General features: G+C 69.7%; 19 protein-coding genes and 1 tRNA gene. 3 read left to right on the top strand and 17 right to left on the bottom strand.

All coding sequences use genetic code 11. From position 1 onward, the window contains the following. Nucleotides 1–6: 6 nt before the first annotated feature. From IE246_RS21355 to IE246_RS21335, 5 genes are all read right to left on the bottom strand, one after another. A complete protein-coding gene (locus IE246_RS21355; RefSeq protein ID WP_189993450.1) occupies nt 7–657 on the bottom strand; it encodes a 2-hydroxychromene-2-carboxylate isomerase in 651 nt (216 codons plus the stop codon). Between the two features lie 34 nt (nt 658–691). Beyond that, nucleotides 692–1,369, bottom strand: a complete 678-nt coding sequence (locus IE246_RS21350) for an SDR family oxidoreductase (RefSeq protein WP_189993447.1) — start codon at nt 1,367–1,369, stop codon at nt 692–694. A gap of 16 nt (nt 1,370–1,385) precedes the next feature. Further along, a complete protein-coding gene (locus IE246_RS21345) occupies nt 1,386–2,000 on the bottom strand; it encodes a DUF1989 domain-containing protein (protein ID WP_189993445.1) in 615 nt (204 codons plus the stop codon). A gap of 144 nt (nt 2,001–2,144) precedes the next feature. Then, complete coding sequence (locus tag IE246_RS21340; RefSeq protein ID WP_189993442.1) at nt 2,145–2,546, bottom strand: RidA family protein; 402 nt, start codon at nt 2,544–2,546, stop codon at nt 2,145–2,147. Between the two features lie 13 nt (nt 2,547–2,559). Further along, a complete protein-coding gene (locus IE246_RS21335) occupies nt 2,560–3,201 on the bottom strand; it encodes a DNA-3-methyladenine glycosylase I (protein ID WP_189993440.1) in 642 nt (213 codons plus the stop codon). An 80-nt stretch (nt 3,202–3,281) separates the two neighbouring features. Here IE246_RS21335 and IE246_RS21330 point away from each other — a divergent pair, with 80 nt between their 5' ends. Next, nucleotides 3,282–3,806 (top strand): nuclear transport factor 2 family protein, encoded by a 525-nt coding sequence (locus tag IE246_RS21330; protein ID WP_189993438.1) that lies wholly within the window; start codon nt 3,282–3,284, stop codon nt 3,804–3,806. 129 nt (nt 3,807–3,935) lie between these two features. Beyond that, the gene (locus tag IE246_RS21325) at nt 3,936–5,972 is read left to right on the top strand and encodes a multicopper oxidase family protein (RefSeq protein WP_189993436.1); all 2,037 of its coding nucleotides are present in this window, start codon (nt 3,936–3,938) and stop codon (nt 5,970–5,972) included. Nucleotides 5,973–6,090: 118 nt separating this feature from the next. Here IE246_RS21325 and IE246_RS21320 read toward each other — a convergent pair whose 3' ends face one another. The 6 genes from IE246_RS21320 to IE246_RS21295 form a co-directional block, all read right to left on the bottom strand. Beyond that, complete coding sequence (locus tag IE246_RS21320) at nt 6,091–7,263, bottom strand: isovaleryl-CoA dehydrogenase (RefSeq protein ID WP_189993434.1); 1,173 nt, start codon at nt 7,261–7,263, stop codon at nt 6,091–6,093. After that, nucleotides 7,260–7,766, bottom strand: a complete 507-nt coding sequence (locus IE246_RS21315; RefSeq protein ID WP_189993432.1) for a PaaI family thioesterase — start codon at nt 7,764–7,766, stop codon at nt 7,260–7,262. Before IE246_RS21315 ends, IE246_RS21320 begins: the two co-directional genes overlap by 4 nt. After that, nucleotides 7,759–8,151, bottom strand: coding sequence for a MerR family transcriptional regulator (locus IE246_RS21310; protein ID WP_189993430.1), 393 nt, complete (start codon nt 8,149–8,151; stop codon nt 7,759–7,761). Before IE246_RS21310 ends, IE246_RS21315 begins: the two co-directional genes overlap by 8 nt. Nucleotides 8,152–8,539: 388 nt before the next feature. Continuing rightward, nucleotides 8,540–10,126 (bottom strand): magnesium transporter, encoded by a 1,587-nt coding sequence (gene mgtE, locus IE246_RS21305; RefSeq protein WP_189993428.1) that lies wholly within the window; start codon nt 10,124–10,126, stop codon nt 8,540–8,542. A gap of 3 nt (nt 10,127–10,129) precedes the next feature. Further along, nucleotides 10,130–12,418 carry an NADP-dependent malic enzyme gene (locus tag IE246_RS21300; protein WP_189993426.1) on the bottom strand — a complete coding sequence of 763 codons (2,289 nt, stop codon included), beginning with the start codon at nt 12,416–12,418 and terminating at the stop codon, nt 10,130–10,132. Nucleotides 12,419–12,741: 323 nt separating this feature from the next. After that, nucleotides 12,742–12,828 (bottom strand) — tRNA-Leu (locus IE246_RS21295). 112 nt (nt 12,829–12,940) lie between these two features. On the opposite strand from IE246_RS21295, the gene lipB reads away from it, so the two are divergent. Further along, nucleotides 12,941–13,672 carry a lipoyl(octanoyl) transferase LipB gene (lipB, locus tag IE246_RS21290; RefSeq protein ID WP_189993423.1) on the top strand — a complete coding sequence of 244 codons (732 nt, stop codon included), beginning with the start codon at nt 12,941–12,943 and terminating at the stop codon, nt 13,670–13,672. A 10-nt stretch (nt 13,673–13,682) separates the two neighbouring features. Here the strand turns inward: lipB and IE246_RS21285 are convergent, their stop codons facing one another. From IE246_RS21285 to IE246_RS21260, 6 genes are all read right to left on the bottom strand, one after another. Beyond that, the gene (locus tag IE246_RS21285; protein ID WP_189993421.1) at nt 13,683–14,114 is read right to left on the bottom strand and encodes a hypothetical protein; all 432 of its coding nucleotides are present in this window, start codon (nt 14,112–14,114) and stop codon (nt 13,683–13,685) included. Between the two features lie 320 nt (nt 14,115–14,434). Then, the gene (locus IE246_RS21280; protein WP_189993419.1) at nt 14,435–14,728 is read right to left on the bottom strand and encodes an acylphosphatase; all 294 of its coding nucleotides are present in this window, start codon (nt 14,726–14,728) and stop codon (nt 14,435–14,437) included. After that, on the bottom strand, nt 14,725–16,713 hold the full coding sequence (locus tag IE246_RS21275; protein WP_189993417.1) for an acetyl-CoA carboxylase biotin carboxylase subunit: 1,989 nt from the start codon (nt 16,711–16,713) through the stop codon (nt 14,725–14,727). Before IE246_RS21275 ends, IE246_RS21280 begins: the two co-directional genes overlap by 4 nt. 26 nt (nt 16,714–16,739) lie before the next feature. Next, nucleotides 16,740–18,272, bottom strand: coding sequence for an acyl-CoA carboxylase subunit beta (locus IE246_RS21270; protein WP_189993415.1), 1,533 nt, complete (start codon nt 18,270–18,272; stop codon nt 16,740–16,742). Between the two features lie 35 nt (nt 18,273–18,307). Further along, nucleotides 18,308–19,012: an ATP12 family chaperone protein gene (locus tag IE246_RS21265; RefSeq protein ID WP_229837426.1), complete on the bottom strand. Its 705-nt coding sequence runs from the start codon at nt 19,010–19,012 to the stop codon at nt 18,308–18,310. A 2-nt stretch (nt 19,013–19,014) separates the two neighbouring features. Further along, the gene (locus IE246_RS21260; RefSeq protein WP_189993413.1) at nt 19,015–20,868 is read right to left on the bottom strand and encodes an AsmA family protein; all 1,854 of its coding nucleotides are present in this window, start codon (nt 20,866–20,868) and stop codon (nt 19,015–19,017) included. Nucleotides 20,869–20,887: the final 19 nt, after the last annotated feature.

Raw genomic sequence — 20,887 nt, 5'->3', positions numbered from 1 at the left:
CCTGTCTCACCAGCCGCCGGTCGCGAGCCAACGCTCGACGTGATCAAGTCGGTCGGCGCCCCAGAACGGCTCGCCGTCGACGACGAAGAACGGCGAGCCGCAGACGCCGGCCGCCATCGCCGCTTCGTTCTCGGACTTCAGGCGTTCCTTGACCGCCGGGTCCTGCAGGGCGGCCGCCAGTTCGTCCGCGTCGATCCCGACCTCGGCCGCGCATTCCAGCACGGCCGCCGGCTCGCGGATGTCGCCGCCCCGGGCGAACGCCCGGTCGTACAGGGCGAGGCACAGGTCGCGGGCCTGCTGCGGGTCCCGGTCCTGCACCCAGTAGACCGCGCGGGCCGCGGCGATCGACGGGAACGGCATGACCTGCGGGAACACCAGCGGCATGCCCAGGAACCGGGCCGTGCGCTCCATGTCGCGGCGGGCGTAGGCCCCCTTGATCGGCACGTCGAGCAGCGGCACCGCGCCGGTGGTCTTGAAGATCACGCCCAGCAGGATCGGCCGCCAGTTCATCGCCCGGCCGTACAGGCGGGCGATCGAGTCGATCTTGTGGGCCGCGAGATAGCCGTAGGGCGACGAGAAGTCGAAGTAGAAGTCGATCGGGGCACCGCCCGGCTCGGACGCCGGCGCCTCGTCGGTGTCGGAAGCACTCTCGGTCATGACCAGTTCCTCCCTCGGTCGTTCGCGCCGCGCCTCACCACGGCAGCGGCGTGCCGTCGAAATTCCGGAACGCCCCGTTGTCCTGCGGGGTCAGCCCGGCGATCACCCTGCGCATCCCGGCGGCACTGTCCGGCGCGGTCACCGGCGCCGACGGACCGCCCATGTCGGTGCGGACGTGGCCCGGATGGAACAACACCGCGATCGCGCCCCGGCCGGCCAGTTCCTTGGCCAGGCAGCTGACCGCCATGTTCAGCGCCGACTTGGACGACCGGTACATGATGCTGCCGCCGGTGTTCTCGGCGACCGACCCCATCTTGGAGCTGACGAAGGCCATGACCTTGCTGTCCGAGGCCAGAACATTGTCGCGCAGCGCCCAGGCCACCCGGATCGGGCCGAAGACGTTGGTCGTCATGGTCTCGGCCCAGGCGGCGTAGTCGATGTCGGCGATCGACGGCGCGCGCCGGTTGATGCCGGCGTTGTTGAACAGCACGTCGATCGGCCGTCCCTCCATCCGGGCGGCCAGGGCCTCCACACCCGCCGGGTCGTCGACGTCGAGGCGGTGCACCGCCACGTCGCCGGCGACGGCCTTCAGCTCCGCCGCCTTGCCGGGGTCGCGGCAGGTCGCCAGGACGTTCCAGCCGTCCGCGGCGTACTGGCGGGCCAGTTCGAGGCCGATACCGCGGTTGGCGCCGGTGATCAGGACGGTCGGCATGCGGACGCTCCTCCGTCTAGAACGCCGCGCCGTCGAGGACGACGAAGTGCGCCGCCTGCGGCGTGCAGCCGACGCCGTTGATCGGGATGATGTCCTGCGGGCAGGACGAGAACGCCACGATGCAGTCGCGCTCGGCCCGCAGGAGGATGTAAGAGCCCGGCTCGGACACCGGCGGCTTCCAGTCGATCCGCCCCGCCAGGTCCCAGGGGATGTTCATGAACAGGTTGAGCGGGCTCGGCGTCTCGGTCGCCGCCAGGCCCAGTTCCGCCAGTCCGGCGTGCAGGTTGTCCTGGCAGTTGTCGTGGTACCCGGTCACGCCGAGGCCCTCGTAGCGCCAGCGGTCGCAGGCGGCGATGAAGGTGTCGTGCACCTCGCCCGAGGTATCGTCGACCACCGTCAGGATCGGCCGCCGGCGGTTGGTCACCAGGGTGTCGCCGATCTTCGGCGTCAGCCGGTTCATGGCGGCCCGGCTGTGCTCCATCGACATGAACTCGGTCATGTCGCCGTCGACGAACGCCCAGGTGTCCACCACCTGGGTCCCCGGGGTGTTGATCACCTTGATCACATGGCCGGCGGGCAGGCGGGTCGCCTTGCCCTTGCGGGCCGGGATCGTGACGGTCTGTTCGGTCATCGTGCTTCCCCTGGCATCGGCCGCCTTGGCATCCGCGACCGGGCGGGCGCGTGGGAGCCGCGCCGCGATGTCGGTCGGACGATAGCAAGCGGCCGGGCGGGCATGCGAGTCCCCATGCTGCAACGCACCCTCACGAATGCACCCTCATGGCCGCCCCTGCTCGCTCGCGGTCAGGCGGGCGGTCGCCTCGACCTCGACCCGCATGTACGGCTCGACCAGTTCCGCCAGCACCGTGGTGTTGGCCGGCCGGGCCTGGTCGCAGTACCTCTTGATGATCGGCTTGATGCGCTCGAACTCCTCGCGGCTGGCCACGAACACCCGTACCCGCACCAGGTCGTTGAGGCTGGCGCCGGCCTGCGCCAGGGCCCGCGCGATGTTGGCGAAGCAGTTCTCGCACTGGCTCTCGACGTCGTCCGGGAACTGCAGGGTCTCCGGATCGAACCCAGTGGTGCCGGACACGAACACGTAGGGCGGATCGACCACCGCCCGGGCGTAGCCGGCCATCGCCTCGAACGGGGCGCCGGAATAGATGCGTCTGCCGGTCATGTCTTCCTCCCCCTCACCCCTCAGTGCCTCCCGGCCGCCGGAACGCCGCCCGCGCCTCCTCGCACAAGGTCCGGCTGTGACAGTCCGCGAAGTGGTCGTTGACGATCCCGACCGATTGCATGAAGGCGTACATCGTGGTCGGGCCGACGAAGCTCCAGCCTCGCTTCTTCAGCGCCTTGGACAGCGCGGTCGAGGCGTCCGACCTGGTGATCTTCATCAGGGTCTCGCGGTCGAAGCGGTCCGGCCGATCCGCCGGCTTCGGTTCGAACGACCAGATGAACGCCGCCAGCGAGCCGGCCTCCTCGACCAGCTCGATCGCCCGCCGGGCGTTGTTGATCGCCGACTCGATCTTGCCGCGGTGCCGGACGATCCCGGCATCGGCCAGCAGCCGCTGCACGTCGTCCTCGCCGAAGCCGGCGACCTTGCGGAAGTCGAACCCCGCGAATGCGGCCCGGAAGTTCTCGCGCTTGCGCAGGATGGTCAGCCAGGACAACCCGGACTGGAAACCCTCGAGGCAGATCTTCTCGTACAGCCGGACGTCGTCGGCGACCGGCCGGCCCCACTCGTCGTCGTGATAGGCGATGTAGTCGTCGTTTCCCGCGCACCAGGAACAGCGGGTCGGCTCGTCGCCCGCGACCGTTAAGGCTTCGTTCATTTCGCTCGACCTAGCGTTGTCTTCCGTGGGCAATCTGTATTGCCGAAGTATCCAGAACGCGATGGGGGGCGTGCAGGAAGATGTCTGATCTGGACGAACGACAACAGGCGCTCGTCGACCTGTTCCAGGAGCATGTGCAGGCCGAGCTCAGGGGCGACCTCGAGACGACGATGGCCACCATGACCGACAACCCGCATCTCACCAACGTCCCGTCGATGGTCGGTGGATACGGTCGCGACGGCGTCCGGGCGTTCTACGCCAACCATCTGGTCGGCAAGTTCTTTCCGCCCGACGTCGAGATGATTCCGGTGTCCAGCACCGTCGGGACCGACCAGATCGTCGACGAGCTGGTGATCAAGTTCACCCACACCGCGGAGATCGAGTGGATGCTGCCGGGCGTGCAGCCCACCGGCAAGCCGGTCGAGGCGGCCTTCTGCGTCGTCGTCGGCGTCAAGGACGGCAAGATCTCGCACGAGCATATCTACTGGGACCAGGCCAGCGTGCTGGTGCAGCTCGGCCTGCTCGACCCGACCGGCCTTCCGGTGTGCGGGCCGGAAGGCGCCCGCCGGATCCTTGACCCGACGCAGCCGTCGCGGGCGATGTGAGGCAACCGGCAGTGTCCGGCCCGGAATCGGCGGAGTATCGCGATACACAATCGCTGTTTGCATAGACCGTTCATAAAAACGCGTCGATAGTGCGCTCTCCTTGCCATCCTGACGAAGGGGAGAGTCGTCATGACGCACACAATTCGCGGAACCGCGCTGACCCGCCGCTCCGCCCTCAAGGGCATCGGCGCGATCGCGGGCTCCGCGGCCGCCGTTTCCGTCCTGCCGGTCGCCGCGCGAGCGGCGATCCCCGCCATCTCCAGCACCAGCCTGGCCGCCACCGACCCGCTGGCGAGCCCGCCGCTGGCGTCCGCGGTCGCCCGATCCAGCCAGCTCGCGGCCGACTATCTCTCGCAGCTCCAGGGGCTGCCCGGGCTGTCGTCCGCGCCCCTCCCGGACACGCTGTACGCGCTGAACTGCAGCACCCGCACCGACATCACGCTCGGCACCGTCACCCTGACGGCGACCTCCTACGTCGACGCCGCCAACCAGCCGCCCGCCGGCGCCGTGCAGGTCGGTCCGACCATGGTGTTCGAGCGCGGCCAGACCACCGGCGTGTGGTTCAACAACGCGATGAGCGTCTGCGGCCCGATCAACAACGTCTCGATGATGGCGCCCGATTCCGGCTGGCGGCCGCACGGCTTCACGATGACCAACCTGCACACCCACGGCCTGCACGTGACGCCGCAGACCCCCTCGGACAACGTGCTGTTGATGATCCGCTCGACCACCGACAGCGACCCGCACGTCATCGACCAGCCGACCAGCTTCCCGTACTTCTACACGGTGCCGGTCGACCACCCGGTCGGGACCTTCTGGTACCACCCGCACAAGCACGGCGCCGTCGCCAGCCAGGTCGGCCCGGGCATGTCGGGCGCGCTGATCGTCCGCGGCAAGGCCGGCGACGGCGACATCGACGACCTGCTGGCCAGCCAGTGCAACATCACGGCGGCCGACGAGATCGTCGCGGTGATGCAGACCATCGGCTACTACTATACGAACCCGACAAAGACCCAGGCGGTGTTCTACCCGGCCGGCTACTACATCGGCGGCGAGCCGGCGCCGAGCACCTGTCTCGACCAGACCCTGACCCCGGGCCCGTCGCACACCCCGACCTCGATCAACGGCCAGCTCAACCCGACCGTGTCGATGGACCTCGGGCAGATCGTGCGGCTGCGGCTGGTCAATGCCAGCAACGGCCAGACCTACATTCCCAAGTTCAAGTACACGGGGAGCGGCACGGCGCCCGCCCTGCCCGGCGTCTACGCCATCGCGGTCGACGGCATCGCCCTGCTGCCGCGCGACCCGGCCGGCACCGGCGCCTACTACGAGATCGACTACAGCCTGACCGCCAAGGACAGCGCCTACTACACCACCGCCGAGCTGATCACCCTGGCGCCGGGCCAGCGGGTCGACCTGCTGATCCAGGCCAACGCGGCCGGCACCTTCGAGCTGTACGGCGCCGGCCTCGGCGAGGCGCCGACCGTGGTCGAGAACAACACCCCGAACACCTCCAGCCTGATGACCTTCGTGGTGTCGTCCAACAAATCCACGAAGAACCAGAGCCTGCCGACCGAGGCGCTGTTCGCGACCGCCACCATCCAGCGTCCGGCGGTCCCGGACAGCCTGCCGGCCTCCGGCTCGACGCCCACCGTGCCGAGCACGATGCCGGTGGCGACCCAGACCCTGGAGTTCAAGACCGTCGACGCTGCGTTCAACGCCTCCGGCGTGCCGGTCGCGCCGGCGTTCCTGATCAACGACCAGCACTTCGACGGCGACCCGGGGGCCTCGCCGCAACTGCAGCTCTACCAGGGGGATTCCGACGTCTGGAACCTCTACAGCTCCAACGACGCCCACATCTTCCACATCCACATCAACTCGTTCGCGGCGTTCGCCCGCGTGCCCTACGACACCACCAACCGCGGCTACGAGGCGCCGGTCTGGTACCAGATGCCGATCTGGCGGGACACGATCTACTTCGACGCCGGCACGCCCGACGACAAGCCCAACTTCGTGCCCGGCACCATGGTGGTGGCGGCCAGCAAGCAGGTCGACTTCACCGGCGAGTTCGTCCTGCACTGCCACAACCTGTTCCACGAGGACAACGGCATGATGCTGTCGGTCGCGATCCTCGACCCCGAGACCGGCGGCTACGACAAGACCTGAGGCCGGGCGGCGTCGCACCGGCCACGGGCGGGCGGCCCCCTGCGGGCCGCCCGCTTCGTGTCCGGATCGCCAGCCGATCATCCCGCCGCCCCGATGCCGCCACCCCGAGGCCGCCGCCTCAGGCGGTCTCCTTGAACAGCTCGCGGCCGATCAGCATGCGCCGGATCTCGCTGGTGCCGGCGCCGATCTCGTAGAGCTTGGCGTCGCGCAGCAGGCGACCGGTCGCGTAGTCGTTGATGTAGCCGTTGCCGCCCAGGCACTGGATCGCCTCGAGCGCCATCCAGGTCGCCTTCTCGGCGGCGTACAGGATCGCGCCGGCGGCGTCCTTGCGGGTGACCTCGCCGCGGTCGCAGGCCTTGGCCACCGTGTACACGTAGGACTTCGCGGCGTTCATGATCACGTACATGTCGGCCAGCTTGGCCTGCATGATCTGGAACTCGCCGATCGCCTGGCCGAACTGCTTGCGCTCGTGGACGTAGGGGATCACCACGTCCATGCAGGCCTGCATGATGCCGGTCGGCCCGGCGGCCAGTACCGCACGCTCGTAGTCGAGCCCGCTCATCAGCACGTTGACGCCCTTGTTGACGGTGCCGAGCACGTTCTCCGCGGGGATCTCGACGTCCTCGAACACCAGCTCGCCGGTGTCGGAGCCGCGCATGCCCAGCTTGTCGAGCTTCTGGGCGATCGAGAATCCCTTCATGCCCTTCTCGACCAGGAACGCGGTGATTCCGCGCTGGTGGGCGTCGGGATCGGTCTTGGCGTAGACCACGATCACGTCGGCGGTCGGGCCGTTGGTGATCCACATCTTGCCGCCGTTCAGGATGTAGCGGTCGCCCTTCTTCTCGGCCCGGGTGCGCATCGACACCACGTCGGAGCCGGCCCCCGGCTCGCTCATCGCCAGCGCGCCGACGAACTCGCCGGAGATCAGCTTCGGCAGGAAACGCCGCTTCTGCTCGTCGTTGCCGTTCAGGCGGATCTGGTTGACGCAGAGATTGGAGTGGGCGCCGTAGCTCAAGCCGACCGCGGCCGACGCCCGGCTGATCTCCTCCATCGCCACGCAGTGCTCGAGATAGCCCATGCCGGCGCCGCCGTACTCCTCGCCGACGGTGACGCCGAGCACGCCCAGGTCGCCGAGCTTGCGCCACAGGTCGTGCGGGAAGGTGTTGTCGCGGTCGATGTCGGATGCCCGCGGCGCGATCTCGGTGGCGCAGAAGCTGCGCACGCTGTCGCGCATCATGTCGGCGGTCTCGCCGAGGTCGAAGTTCAGGGTCGGATACTCGTTGGGGATCATGACGTCGCGTCTCCCTTACCCGCAATGGCCGACGGTTCGTCCGCCATGCCCGCCATCAGCATGAGGGTGGCGAGCGCGGTCGCCACCGGTTTCTCGGATCCGTCGCCGCGCCGGACCGACACATCGGCCTGCGCCACGATCAGAGTACGCCCCGGGCGGATCACCCGGCCGCGGGCGACCAGGACACTGCCGGCCGCCGGCGCCATCAGGTTCAGCTTGTACTCGACCGTCAGGATCGAGGAATCGGCCGGGGCCAGGGTGAAGCTGGCATAGCCGCAGGCGTTGTCGGCCAGGGTGCCGACCACGCCGCCATGGAAGAAGCCGTGCTGCTGCGACAGCTCCGGGCGGAACGGCAGCTCGATCGTGCAGGCGCCCGGCTCGACCGCCGCCAGCCGGGCGTCGAGGAGCCCCATGAACGCCTGCCGGGCGAAGCTCCCGGCCACCCGCTCCGCGAAGGTCGGGTTCGGGGCGTTCAAGACCGCATTGACGCTTACGTCAACCATTTGCCGACCTCGCCACGGCCTCGAGCTGATCCAGGCAGGCCGCCTCCACCCGGTCGAGTTCCTCCAGGATCGCGTCGATGTCGCGTCGCTGGACCTCCAGGCTGGCACGCCGTTCGCGGATCTTGCGGATGAAGTGGGCGAGTTGCCCGCGCTCCCCGTCCCGGCTGTCGTACAGGTCCAGGATCTCCCGGATTTCCGCGATCGAGAACCCGAGCCGGCGCCCGCGATTGATCAGCCGGAGCCGGGTGCGGTCGCGCAGCGAGAACACCCGGGTACGGCCACGGCGCGAGGGCGCGATCAGCCCTTCCTGCTCATAGTAGCGGATCGCCCGGCTGGTCAGGTCGAACTCGCGGGCCAGCTGGGTCATGGAGAACGTGTCGGCCATGACTGGAACGCTACGCCTCGAATGACGTGCGCGTCAATACTGATCGATGCTCGTCGGGCCATGGATTCCGGCTCGACCGCACCGAGGACGGCGCGGCCGTCCGGAATGACGACAAAGGATTTCGGTGGGATTTCGGTGACAGTGCACTTATCTCGCGGATTTCGGTGACAGTGCACTTATCTCGATTTCGGTGACAGTGCACTTATCTCAACGTGACAACAGCGGCCCATGCCGCTGCCACCGGGCGGCACGGCGGAATTAAGTGCACTGTCACCGAAATAAAGGGGTAGTGGACGGTTCCCTCTCTCCTCGTCATTCCGGAGAAGGCGCGCAAGCGCCTGGCTCCGGAACCCACGGGGCGACGGGCATCAGCGACGGCAGGAAAGCCCTACAGCAGGACCAGGGTCGCCAGGCCGAGGAACACGAAGAACCCGACCACGTCGGTCACGGTGGTCAGGAACACGCCGGACGCCACCGCCGGGTCGACCTTGACGCGCTGCAGGCCGAGCGGGATCAGGGTGCCGACCAGGCCGGCGACCAGCAGGTTCAGGACCATCGCCACCGCGATGATCCAGGCGATCCGGGTGTCGCCGAACCACAGCACCGACGCCCCGGCCATCACCACCGCGAAGGCCAGGCCGTTGAGCGAGCCGGCCAGGGTCTCCTTGGCGATGAAGCGCATGGCGTTGCGGGTGTCGATGTCGCGCATCGCCAGCGCCCGCACCGCCACCGTCAGGGTCTGGGTGCCGGCGTTGCCGCCCATCGAGGCGACGATCGGCATCAGCACCGCCAGCGCCACCACCTTCTGGATGGTCGCCTCGAACAGCCCGATCACCAGCGAGGCGGCGATCGCGGTGCCGAGGTTGACCATCAGCCAGGGAAACCGGGACCGGGTGGTGTCCCAGAGCGTGCCGTACAGGTCGATCTCGGACACACCGCCCAATCGCATCAGGTCTTCCTCGGCCTCCTCGTCGATCACGTCGACCACGTCGTCGACGGTGATCACGCCGAGCAGCCGCTCGTCATCGGCCACCACCGGCGCCGCCACCAGCCCGTACTGGCGGAACAGCAGCGCCACCTCCTCCTGGTCCATCGCCGCCGGCACCCGCCGGAAATCCTTGCGCATGATGTCCGAGACCCGGACCGGCCGCTTGGAGCGCAGCAGGTGCGACAGCACCAGCTCGCCGACCGGCCGGTGCGCCGGGTCGACGACGTAGATGGCGTAGAAATCGTCCGGCAGGTCGCGGACCGTGCGCAGGAAGTCGATGGTCTGGCCGACCGTCCAGTGCGCCGGGACCACCACCATCTCGCGCTGCATCAGGCGGCCGGCGGAGGATTCCGGGAAGGTCAGGCCCTGCTCCAGGATCACCCGGTCCTTGGCCGGCACCGCCTGCAGGATTCGCGCCTGCTCGTCCTCGTCGAGCTCGCCGATCAGGTCGACCGCGTCGTCGGAGTCCAGCACCGACAGGAAGCGGGCGATCTGGGCCTCGTCGAGATGGGCGAGGATCTCCTCGCGCACGGTGTCGTCGAGATAGACCAGGACTTCCGGGTCGAAGGCCGCGCCCATGGCGCCGATCAGCACCTCGCGGTCGTCGCCGTCCAACCGCTCGATCAGGTCGGCCTGGTCGGCCGGGTGCAGCGGCCGCAGCAGCCGCGGGACCACCGGGAGCCGCTCCTGCTCCAGCGCCCGGATCACAGCGGCCTCGAGCTTCGGCGTCATGCCGTACAGCGGCTCGTCGAGGACCTGGTTGCGGGTCTCCTCGATCTCGGCCTCGAGCTGGCGGATCTTGGCCTTCAGGTCCTTCTTCTTGACCTTGCGCTTCTTGGCCGCCGCCTCGGCAGCGGCGACCGCCACCGCCTCCACGGTGTCGGCGCCGAGCCCGTCCGCGCCGGGGCCGCCGGGGCCGGTCGAGTCGCCCCCGCCCGCGGGACCCGTCCGGGCGTCCGGTCCCTCGATCGAGTCGTCGCCGGCCATCGGCTACCTCGGTTGCCTGCGCGCGCGCGCGTGTTCCTGGGCGTCGACCACCGCGACCGCGGTCATGTTGATGATGCCGCGGACCGTCACCGACTGGGTCAGGATGTGCATCGGCTTGGCCGTCCCGACAAGCATGGGCCCGACCGACAGGCCCTGCTGCGACGTCTTCAGCAGGTTGAAGGCGATGTTGGCGGCGTCGAGCGTCGGCATCACCAGCAGGTTCGCCGCCCCCTTCAGGCGGGAGTTCGGAAAGGTCCGTTCGCGCACGACCTCGGACAGCGCGGAATCGGCGTGCATCTCGCCCTCCACCTCCAGCTCCGGGTGCCGCTCGATCAGGCGCTGCACCGCCTCCCGCATCTTCAGGGCCGACGCCTCGGTTGACGAGCCGAAGTGCGAGTGCGAGACGAACGCGACCTTCGGCTCGAGCCCGAAGGCCCGGACCTCGTTGGCCGCGAGCGCCACGGTCTCGACCAGCTGGTCGGCGCTGGGGTCCGGTTTGACGTGGGTATCGGTGACGAAGAACGAGCCGGTCGGCAGGATCAGCAGGCTGACCGCCGACAGCTCCTTCACCCCGCGCCGCAGGCCGACCACCTCGCGGATGTGCCGCAGGTGGTCCCAGTAGCGGCCGACGGTGCCGCAGACCGCGGCGTCGGCGTCGCCCTGGTGCAGCATCAGCGCGGCAATCACCGTGTCGTTGGTGCGCACCACCTCGCGCGCCCGGTCCGGCGATACGCCGCGCCGCTCCATCAGGGCGTGGTAGCTGCGCCAGTAGCTGTCGTAGCGGGCGTCGTTCTCCGGGTTCACCACCTCGACGTCCCGGTCGATGCGCATGCGCAGGCCGAACCGTTCGATCCGGCGCTCGATCACGTCCGGCCGGCCGACCAGGATCGGTTGCGCCAGACGCTCGTCGAGCACGGTCTGCACGGCGCGCAGTACCCGTTCCTCCTCGCCCTCGGCGAACACCACGCGCTTCGGTTCCTCGCGGGCCCGCGAGAACACCGGCCGCATCACCTGCCCGGAGCGATAGACGAACTGCGAGAGTTTCTGGCGGTAGGCCTCGAAGTCCTCGATCGGATGCGAGGCGACGCCGGAATCCATGGCGGCCTGCGCGACCCGCGGCGCGATCTCCAGGATCAGCCTGGGATCGAACGGCTTCGGGATCACGTATTCCGGCCCGAAAGACAGCTCCTGCCCGCCATAGGCGCTGGCGACGATGTCCGAGGTTTCCTGGGTCGCCAGATCGGCGATCGCCTTGACCGCCGCCACCTTCATCTCCTCGTTGATGGTGGTGGCGCCGACGTCGAGCGCGCCGCGGAAGATGAACGGGAAGCACAGGACATTGTTGACCTGGTTCGGGTAGTCCGACCGGCCGGTTGCGATGATCGCGTCCGGCCGCGCCTCCTTGGCGATCTCCGGCATGATCTCCGGCGTCGGGTTGGCGAGCGCGAGGATCACCGGCCGCTCGGCCATCGCCTGTACCATCTGCGGGGTCAGCACGCCCGGCGCCGACAGGCCGAGGAACACGTCGGCCCCGGCGATTACGTCGGCCAGCCCGCGCGCCTCGGTCTCGACCGCGTAGCGCGCGATCACCGGGTTCATCTGTGGCCGGCCGCGCCACACCACGCCGTCGATGTCGGTGAGGACCACGTTCTCCTTGCGCAGCCCCATGGCGCACAGCAGGTCGACGCAGGCCATCGCCGCCGCCCCGGCGCCGGAGGTGACCAGTTTCACGTCCTCGAACTTCTTGCCGACCAGCCGCAGCGCGTTGAAGATCGCCGCACCGACGATGATCGCGGTGCCGTGCTGGTCGTCGTGGAACACCGGGATCTTCATGCGGGCGCGCAGTTTGCGCTCGATCTCGAAGCACTCCGGCGCCTTGATGTCCTCGAGGTTGATGCCGCCGAAGGTCGGCTCCAGCGCCGCCACGATGTCGACGAACCTGTCGACGTCGGTCTCCGCCACCTCGATGTCGAAAACGTCGATGTCGGCGAACTTCTTGAACAGCGCCGCCTTGCCCTCCATCACCGGCTTCGAGGCGAGCGGCCCGATGTTGCCGAGGCCGAGCACGGCGGTGCCGTTGGTGATCACCGCCACCAGGTTCTGCCGGCTCGTCAGCTGGGCGGCCGTGCCCGGGTCGTCGACGATGGCGTTGCAGGCGTAGGCGACGCCGGGCGAGTAGGCCAGCGCCAGGTCGCGCTGGGTCACCATCGGCTTGGTCGGCACCACCGCCAGCTTCCCGGCGATCGGGGTCCGGTGGTAGTAGAGCGCCGCTTCCTTGAGGTCGTCCGCCATGTGGTCGCCTGTTCCCTGCCCGAGGCCCGGCGCGGCGCCGGGCGGGCGCGGCGCGGGGCTTCCGGACCTTATACGAGCGGCCGGGTGCGCCCAAGACCTATCCCGGAAACGGTGTTTCGGGATCGACGCCGGGTGCGCGCCGAGCTTCCGGGGCGCCGCCCGTCGCCATGTGGGTTCCGGCTCGGCCGCGCCGGGATGGCGCGTCCGTCCGGACCGGAGGACCGCCGGAGGCGGGACGGATCCGGAACCCACGAAGCGACGAGCGCCCCAAAAAGCGAACGCCCCGGCACGAGGGCCGGGGCGTTTCGCATTCCGTTCCGTGATGGTGCGGTCGAGAAGACTCGAACTTCCACCCCATTTCTGGGACAGCGACCTCAACGCTGCGCGTCTACCAATTCCGCCACGACCGCACTATGTTCGCCACGGAGCGCCGGGGTGACCCCCGAGGCAGGCGTGAGGGATTATCAGAACCCTCACCCCCGATCAAGGCCGTTCCACCGCGCCCGAACGCCCGGAGAGCGTATGTCGACCGCCGTCCGCCAGCCCCCTGCCGAGACCAGCCCCGAACCCGACTCCGATACCGCCCCGGGCGGCGTCGAATGGCGGGTCGAGCCGGGGCTGCTCGACTACCAGACCGCGGTCGCGACCATGGAGGCGCGGGCCGAGGCGATCCGCGCCGGCACCGCGCCCGAGCTGGTCTGGCTGGTCGAGCATCCGCCGCTGTACACCGCCGGCACCAGCGCCCGGCCCGCCGACCTGCTGCAACCCGACCGGTTCCCGGTCTACAAGACCGGCCGCGGCGGCGAGTTCACCTATCACGGCCCCGGCCAGCGCGTGGCCTACGCCATGCTGGATCTCAAGCGCCGCAAGCCCGACGTGCGGGCCTATGTCACCGCGCTCGAGGGATGGCTGATCCGGGCGCTGGAACGGCTCGGCGTGACCGGCGAACGGCGCGACGGCCGGGTCGGCATCTGGGTCCGGCGCACCGACACCAACGAGCCGCTGCGCGAGGACAAGATCGCGGCGATCGGCGTGCGGGTGCGGCGCTGGGTGACGTTCCACGGGGTCGCCCTGAACGTCGAGCCGGACCTGTCGCACTTCCAGGGCATCGTGCCCTGCGGCATCAGCCAGCACGGCGTCACCAGCCTGGTCGACCTCGGCCACCCAGCGACCCTGGCGGACGCCGACATAGCGTTGCGCGAAGCGTTCGACGAGGTGTTCGGCCCCGGCGGGCCGATGGGGCCGCAGTGCTAGGGACTGAGGTTCACGCCCTGCCCGCCAGCGCGTCGGCCATCAGCTCGACGGCGCGGCGCGCCTCCTTCTCCAGCCGTGGCTGGTCGAGCGCCAGGTCGCGGGCCGTCACCGCCGGCAGCGGCCCCTCGTTGTGCAGGTAGGCGTTGCGGCGGTCGCGCAGCCAGACGTAGTCGCGCCCGAACCGGACCTCGTTGAGGTACAGCCCGTCGCCGACCGCCTGCTCGACCCGCTCGGACACCTCGCTGTCGATCGCGGTCTGGGCCAGCACCACCGCGGCGACCCAGGCGCCGGCGGCGAACACCCGGCGCAGCTCGGCCAGCACCGCCTCGGTCTGGCTGCCGACATGCAGGGGATTGTCGTCGGCGGCCTTGCGCAGCCGCTCGTCGAACCAGCGGACCCGATCGGTCCAGAGACGCGGTGACGGGGGTTCGATGTAGGTCATCGCCGGCCTCCACGGTCACCCGGACGGCCCAACCCGAACCGCCGGTGTCGCGGACAGTCTATCGCTGCAGCGCAGCAACCGCCACGCCGCGCCCGGTCGCGCACGCAAAGGCGCAGAAGGCCAGGGCGAGCGCGCCCTCGTCCGGATCGATCGACGCTAGCCGGACGCGGGAATCGGCTCCCCCTTAGCCCTCATCCCGGACCGGTTCGCCATCGGCGAAGCGGAGCCGGGACCCACGCCGGGATCGCGCCGATAGGTCTCGGATCACCCCCGGGTCAAGTCCGGGGTCGTCCGGGATGAGGGTCGGTGGACGGTTGCGGCTAAACCGTCGGCGCCTGGCTGAAGCCCGGGCCGCCGGCCTCGGACGGGTCGGCGTCGGATACCTGGACGCTGGTGACGGCGGCCCCGCGCGGGCCGTTGCGGCAGGCCTCGATCAGGTCGTCGACCGCGTCCTCCGAGCCGTGCGCCACCGCCTCGACGGAGCCGTCGGCGCGGTTGCGCACCCAGCCGTCGAGGCCCATATGGCCGGCCTGGCGGACGCACCACCAGCGATAGCCGACGCCCTGGACCCGGCCGGCGATGAGCAGCCGGACGCTGCGTGTCCCGTGACTCATTCGAACTCGACGATGGTCTGGTCGACGGCGAGGCTGTCGCCCGGGCTGGCGTGCAGCTTGGCGACCACGCCGTCGCGCTCGGCGCGCAGCACGTTCTCCATCTTCATGGCCTCGACCACGCACAGTTCCTGCCCGGCCTTGACCGCCTCGCCCTCGGCGACCGCCAGCGAGACCAGCAGTCCCGGCATCGGCGACACCAGCAGCTTGCCGGTGTCGGCGCTCTCCTTCGGCGGCATCTTGTCGAGCGCGCCGGCGATCCGCGGCGGCACCACCAGGGCGTTCAGCTCGCGGCCACCGTAGCTCAGCCGGTAGTAGATGCCGTCGCGGTCGATCTGGGCGGCGAACGGCTCGCCGTTGATCATGCCGTCGAACACCGCGATGGTCGCGTCGAGCGCGCCGCGCACGGCGTAGCGCTGGCCGTCGACAGTGACGTCGTAGCCGTCCTCGGCCTCGCGCACCTCGGCCCGGCGGTTCTCGCGGCCCTCGCGGACCGTCCACAGGGTCGGCAGGTCGGCCTTGCCGCGGTGGGCGATCTGGCCGCTGATCCGAGCCATGCGCTCGGCGTTGGCCCGCTCGAACGCCACCGCCAGCGCGCACAGCGCGCCCTCCTCGTAGCGGTCGAGCACGGCGCCCGAGAATCCGTCCGGAAACTCCTCGGCGATGAAACCGGTGGTCAGGCGTCCCTCGCGGAACCGCTTCATGGCGATGGTCGCGGCGAGGAACGGCAGGTTGTGGCCGAGGCCGCGGATCCGGTAGCGGCCGATCGCGTCGTACAGCCGGTCGGCCGCCTGGTCGCGGGTGTCGCCGTAGGCCACCAGCTTGGCGATCATCGGGTCGTAGAACATCGAGATCTCGGAGCCCTCGTCGACCCCGTCGTCGACCCGGATGCCCTCGGCATCGTGCGGCGGCTCGTAGCGGGTCAGCCGGCCGATCGACGGCAGGAAGCCCCGGTAGGGATCCTCGGCGTACACCCGGGCTTCGATCGCCCAGCCGTTCATCTTGATGTCGTCCTGGCCGAACGGCAGCTTCTCGCCGGCCGCGACCCGGATCATCAGCTCCACCAGGTCGAGGCCCGTGACCATCTCGGTCACCGGATGCTCGACCTGAAGACGCGTATTCATTTCAAGGAAATAGAAGTTTTTGTTCGCGTCGGCGATGAACTCGACCGTGCCGGCCGACCGGTAACCGACCTGCTTGGCCAGCGCGACCGCCTGGGCGCCCATGGCGGCCCGGGTCTCGGCGTCGATGAACGGGCTCGGCGCCTCCTCGATGACCTTCTGGTGGCGGCGCTGGATCGAACACTCGCGCTCGCCGAGATGCACCACGTTGCCGTGGCCGTCGGCCAGCACCTGGATCTCGATGTGGCGCGGCTGGGTGACGAACTTCTCGATGAACACCCGGTCGTCGCCGAACGACGAGCGCGCCTCGCTCATCGCACCGCGCACGCCGTCCTTCAGCTCGGCCTCGGAGTTGGCGATCCGCATGCCCTTGCCGCCGCCGCCGGCCGACGCCTTGATCATCACCGGATAGCCGATCTCGCCGGCGATCCTGGCGGCGTGCTCCGGGCCCTCGATGGTGCCGAGGAAGCCCGGCACCGTGGAGACCCCGGCCTCGTGGGCGATCTTCTTCGAGGTGATCTTGTCGCCCATCGCCTCGATCGCATTCACGCCGGGGCCGATGAACACTATCCCGGCCTTCTCCAGCGCCTCGCAGAACGCCGCCCGCTCGGACAGGAAGCCGAAGCCCGGGTGCACCGCCTGAGCGCCGGTCTGACGGCACGCCTCGACGATGCGGTCGATCTGCAGGTAGCTCTCGGCCGAGGGCGGCGGGCCGATCCGGACCGCCTCGTCGGCCATCCGCACGTGCTTGCCGTCGGCGTCGGCGTCCGAGTACACGGCCACCGTCTTGATGCCCATGCGCCGCGCGGTCTTGATGATCCGGCAGGCGATCTCGCCGCGGTTGGCGATCAGGATCTTGTCGAACATCTCGTCGTAACTCCCTGATCGGCCACTTAAAGCGGGATGTTGTCGTGCTTCTTCCACGGGTTCTCGAGCTGCTTGTCGCGCAGCATGGCGAGGGCCCGGCAGATGCGGCGGCGGGTGTTGCGCGGCTTGATGATGTCGTCGATGTAGCCGCGCGAGGCCGCCACGAACGGGTTGGCGAACTTCTGGCGGTATTCCTCGGTGCGCGCCTCGATCTTGGCCGGGTCGCCGGCGTCGCCGCGGAAGATGATCTCGACCGCGCCCTTCGGCCCCATGACCGCGATCTCGGCGGTCGGCCAGGCGTAGTTCACGTCGCCGCGCAGGTGCTTCGAGCTCATGACGTCGTAGGCGCCGCCATAGGCCTTGCGGGTGATCACCGTGACCTTCGGCACCGTCGCCTCGGCATAGGCGAACAGCAGCTTGGCCCCGTGCTTGATGATGCCGCCGTACTCCTGCTTGGTGCCCGGCAGGAAGCCCGGCACGTCGACGAAGGTGACGATCGGGATGTTGAAGCAGTCGCAGAACCGCACGAACCGGCCGGCCTTCTTGGCGCTCTCGATGTCGAGGCAGCCGGCCAGCACCATCGGCTGGTTGGCGACGATGCCGACGGTCGCGCCCTGCATGCGGGCGAAGCCGGTGATGATGTTGCCGGCGAAGCTGGGCTGGATCTCGAAGAAGTCGCCCTCGTCCACGACCTTCAGGATCAGCTCCTTCATGTCGTAGGGCTTGTTCGGGTTGGCCGGCACCAGGGTGTCGAGTGACGGCTCCGGCCGGTCGGCCTCGTCGGCGGTCGGCCGCACCGGCGGCTGCTCGCGGTTCGACGACGGCAGGAAGTCGATGAACCGGCGAAGCTGCAGCAGCGCCTCGACGTCGTTCTCGAACGCCAGGTCCGCCACCCCCGACTTGGTGGTGTGGGTGACGGCACCGCCGAGCTGCTCGTGGGTGACGGTCTCGTGGGTCACCGTCTTCACCACGTCGGGACCGGTGACGAACATGTAGGAACTGTCCTTCACCATGAAGATGAAGTCGGTCATGGCCGGCGAGTACACCGCACCGCCGGCGCACGGCCCCATGATCATCGAGATCTGCGGCACCACGCCGGAGGCCATCACGTTGCGCTGGAACACCTCCGCATAGCCGCCGAGCGAGGCCACGCCCTCCTGGATGCGGGCACCGCCGCTGTCGTTCAGGCCGATCACCGGGGCCCCGACCTTCATGGCCTGGTCCATGACCTTGCAGATCTTCTCGGCATGGGCCTCGGAGAGCGAGCCGCCGAACACCGTGAAGTCCTGGCTGAACACGAACACCAGCCGGCCGTTGACGGTGCCCCAGCCGATCACCACGCCGTCGCCCGGCACCTTCTGGTCGGCCATGCCGAAATCCGAGGAGCGGTGCTCGACGAACATGTCCCACTCCTCGAAGGAGCCGGCGTCGAGCAGCAGGTCGATGCGCTCGCGCGCCGAGAGCTTGCCCTTCTGATGCTGGGCCTCGATCCGCTTCTGGCCGCCGCCCATGCGGGCGCGGTTGCGCATGTCCTCGAGCCGCTCGACGATGTCCTGCATCAAAGCCCTCCCTGGGAAATCTTGTCGCGGGGATATCACCCCGCCCGCAAAAGCTCTACGAATTTTGCGGCTTCCGCCACCTCCGCGCGGCGCGCCCGGCGACGTTGCTCGGCCTCGCGGTCCATGCCCCACTTCTCGATCTGATAGGCCTCGTCGACCTCCGACGCGGCGTAGGCCGCCGCGGCGTCGAGCCGGCCGTGCAGCACCGCCAGGCCGAGCACCAGCGACCCGGTGACCGTGGTCAGGGTGTGCAGCGACGCCAGTTCCCAGTCGCCGACCGTCTCGACCTCCCGGCGCAGCGCCGCCAAGGCGTCTGCATCCTGGCTGACCGGCATGATGCCGGCGGTCGGCCGCAGGCGCGCCCCGAAGACGGCCTCGGCCCAGTCGCGCAACGGTGCCCAGACCGCCTCCTGCCGGGCCGTCAACTCGGCCGGATCGTCGGCCAGGTAGCACACCAGGTCGGACCCGCCGTAGCCGGCCAGCTCGGTCACCACGAAGTCGCGCTGCGGCGACACCCGGTCGATCACGGTGGCGGCGAAGCCGGTCAGCGGCATCGAGCGGGCGTCGACCTTCTCGACCTGGGCGTCCCACTCGCCAGCGATGGCGTCGGCCAGGGCACGGGCCGGCACGGCCATCGGCCGCTGCCCCGGCGAGCGCACCGGCCGGCCGTCGAGCAACACCGAGAACCCGGCTCCGTCATCGGTCGGGGCGACCGCTACCGTCTTGTAGATCCGCTTCATCTCTATTCGATCGCCTTGCGAATATCGTCGAACAAACCTTTGATACCACCCGGTTTATCCTGTTCTCTCGAACGCTTCCCGGAGGTCTTTCCGAGCCTGCCCTCGGCAGCGGCGATCGCCTCCGGGCATGGCTTGTCGGCACTGCCGGTGGACAGGAACGGGAGCAGCAGGCCGACCGGTCCGAGCGCGGTACCGACGAACATGCTGCCCAGTCCCTTGGCGACCGCCACCGGGTCGGGCGCCGGGCGCGGGTCGGCCAGCGGCCCGGTCAGCAGGATCGGGGTCGCCAGGCTGAACAGGCTCGGGTCCTTCGGGCGCGGCACCAGCCGCATGTCGACGGTCTGCGCCGCCAGGTCGACGGTCCCCTCGCCGGCCACCGTGACCCGCTCGCTGTCGACCATCAGGACGGTGGCGTCGGCGATGCCCTTCTGGATGTCGAACCGGCCGACCAGGCAGTTCAGCCGGCCGCGGTCCTCTTCCTTCACGAACGGCAGGAACCGGGTCGCCACGTCCTCGGCGATCAGCTCCCAGTAGCGGTTCAGGATCACCCCTTCGTGGACGATCAGCCGGGCGACACCCTGGCTGGTGCCGAGCAGCGCCTTCGGCGTGTTGCCGGAGCCGCGCAGGTCGAGCAGCGCGTCGCCGCGACCTTCGACCAGCGCCTCGTCCATCAGCGCGCGATAGACCGTGCCCATGTCCATGCCGCTGGCGGTCCCGGCGATCACCAGCCGGGCCGGGGCCTTGCGGGCGTCGAGTTCCAGCCGGCCGGACAGCGGGCCCTGGGCGACCGTGCCGGCGACCGGATCGGCCGTGAGCACGCCGCCGGCCAGCGTGGCGGTGGCGGCCAGGCCGTCGACCGCCAGGCCGCCGGCGATCAGCCGGTCGACCTTCAGGTCCAGCTTGCCGTCGGCGGCGGTCAGCAGGTCGAACGGCAGCGGCGTGTCGAGCGGGTCGGCGGCACTGCCGCCGCCGCCGGCATCCTTGCCGGCGCCAAGAACGCCCAGGTCGACCACGCCGGCCTGCAGTTCCCCGTCGATACGCGGCCGCTTGCCTCCGAGATCCGCCGACAGCCCGCCGGTCGCCGACAGCTCGCCGAACGACAGCTTGAGCTGTTCGGCAACGACCCGGCCGGGCGCACCGCCGGGGCCGGGCTCCACGCTCATAGCCGCCGCCACCGCGAACGCCCTGCCGCCGAGGGTTCCCTTGACGTCCAGCGGCAGGCCCGCGCCCGCCCGGGTCAGGTCGGCCGGCGACGGCAGAGTCCCGGTCAGTTCCAGCTTCTCGCCGTCCAGCTCGGCCTTGCCGGCGACGGCGAGACCGCCACCCTTGCCTGGCTCGAGCGACAGCCGGTCGAGGCGATAGGTCTTCTCCGGCGCCTTCGGCCCCGGCTTCCAGACCACGACCACCTCGCTGAGCTCGGCCTGCGCGATGTCGGGCGCGCCGCCGCTCCCGCCGGCCGACGATCCGCCGAGCGCCCAGTTCCCGGCGCCCTCGGCGTCACGCTCAAGCAGCACCCGGACGTCGGACAGCGCCAGCCGCCGGATCTCGACGCGGCCGCCGATCAGCGGCAGCAGCGCGACGTTCACCGTCAACTCGCCGACCGTCGCCATGGCGGGCTCGGAGCCCCAGTCGGCGTTGGCCACGGTAACGCCGGATGCGGCCAGGCTGGGGCCCGGCGTCCATTCGAGCGCCAGCGGTCCGGCGATCTCGACCTTGCGGCCGGTCGCCCCCTCCATCGCAGCCTGCACATCGCCCTTGTAGGCGTTCAGGTCCAGCGTTGCGACGAACACGACGGCACCGACGACCAGGACCGCGAGGGCGGCGGCCGCGACCGAGAGCCAGCGTAGACGGCGCATGGCGTCCTCCTTCGTGTCG

The organism is Thalassobaculum fulvum, assembly GCF_014652915.1.
Classification (GTDB): Bacteria; Pseudomonadota; Alphaproteobacteria; order Thalassobaculales; family Thalassobaculaceae; genus Thalassobaculum_A; species Thalassobaculum_A fulvum.
This window is presented reverse-complemented; position numbering and strand designations above follow the sequence as displayed.

Bases quoted from the DNA above. Each gene is read 5' to 3' on its own strand.
- IE246_RS21355 (WP_189993450.1), bottom strand. From the start codon at position 657: ATGACCGAGAGTGCTTCCGACACCGACGAGGCGCCGGCGTCCGAGCCG.
- IE246_RS21350 (WP_189993447.1), bottom strand. From the start codon at position 1,369: ATGCCGACCGTCCTGATCACCGGCGCCAACCGCGGTATCGGCCTCGAA.
- IE246_RS21345 (WP_189993445.1), bottom strand. From the start codon at position 2,000: ATGACCGAACAGACCGTCACGATCCCGGCCCGCAAGGGCAAGGCGACC.
- IE246_RS21340 (WP_189993442.1), bottom strand. From the start codon at position 2,546: ATGACCGGCAGACGCATCTATTCCGGCGCCCCGTTCGAGGCGATGGCC.
- IE246_RS21335 (WP_189993440.1), bottom strand. From the start codon at position 3,201: ATGAACGAAGCCTTAACGGTCGCGGGCGACGAGCCGACCCGCTGTTCC.
- IE246_RS21330 (WP_189993438.1), top strand. From the start codon at position 3,282: ATGTCTGATCTGGACGAACGACAACAGGCGCTCGTCGACCTGTTCCAG.
- IE246_RS21325 (WP_189993436.1), top strand. From the start codon at position 3,936: ATGACGCACACAATTCGCGGAACCGCGCTGACCCGCCGCTCCGCCCTC.
- IE246_RS21320 (WP_189993434.1), bottom strand. From the start codon at position 7,263: ATGATCCCCAACGAGTATCCGACCCTGAACTTCGACCTCGGCGAGACC.
- IE246_RS21315 (WP_189993432.1), bottom strand. From the start codon at position 7,766: ATGGTTGACGTAAGCGTCAATGCGGTCTTGAACGCCCCGAACCCGACC.
- IE246_RS21310 (WP_189993430.1), bottom strand. From the start codon at position 8,151: ATGGCCGACACGTTCTCCATGACCCAGCTGGCCCGCGAGTTCGACCTG.
- mgtE (WP_189993428.1), bottom strand. From the start codon at position 10,126: ATGGCCGGCGACGACTCGATCGAGGGACCGGACGCCCGGACGGGTCCC.
- IE246_RS21300 (WP_189993426.1), bottom strand. From the start codon at position 12,418: ATGGCGGACGACCTCAAGGAAGCGGCGCTCTACTACCACCGGACCCCG.
- lipB (WP_189993423.1), top strand. From the start codon at position 12,941: ATGTCGACCGCCGTCCGCCAGCCCCCTGCCGAGACCAGCCCCGAACCC.
- IE246_RS21285 (WP_189993421.1), bottom strand. From the start codon at position 14,114: ATGACCTACATCGAACCCCCGTCACCGCGTCTCTGGACCGATCGGGTC.
- IE246_RS21280 (WP_189993419.1), bottom strand. From the start codon at position 14,728: ATGAGTCACGGGACACGCAGCGTCCGGCTGCTCATCGCCGGCCGGGTC.
- IE246_RS21275 (WP_189993417.1), bottom strand. From the start codon at position 16,713: ATGTTCGACAAGATCCTGATCGCCAACCGCGGCGAGATCGCCTGCCGG.
- IE246_RS21270 (WP_189993415.1), bottom strand. From the start codon at position 18,272: ATGCAGGACATCGTCGAGCGGCTCGAGGACATGCGCAACCGCGCCCGC.
- IE246_RS21265 (WP_229837426.1), bottom strand. From the start codon at position 19,012: ATGAAGCGGATCTACAAGACGGTAGCGGTCGCCCCGACCGATGACGGA.
- IE246_RS21260 (WP_189993413.1), bottom strand. From the start codon at position 20,868: ATGCGCCGTCTACGCTGGCTCTCGGTCGCGGCCGCCGCCCTCGCGGTC.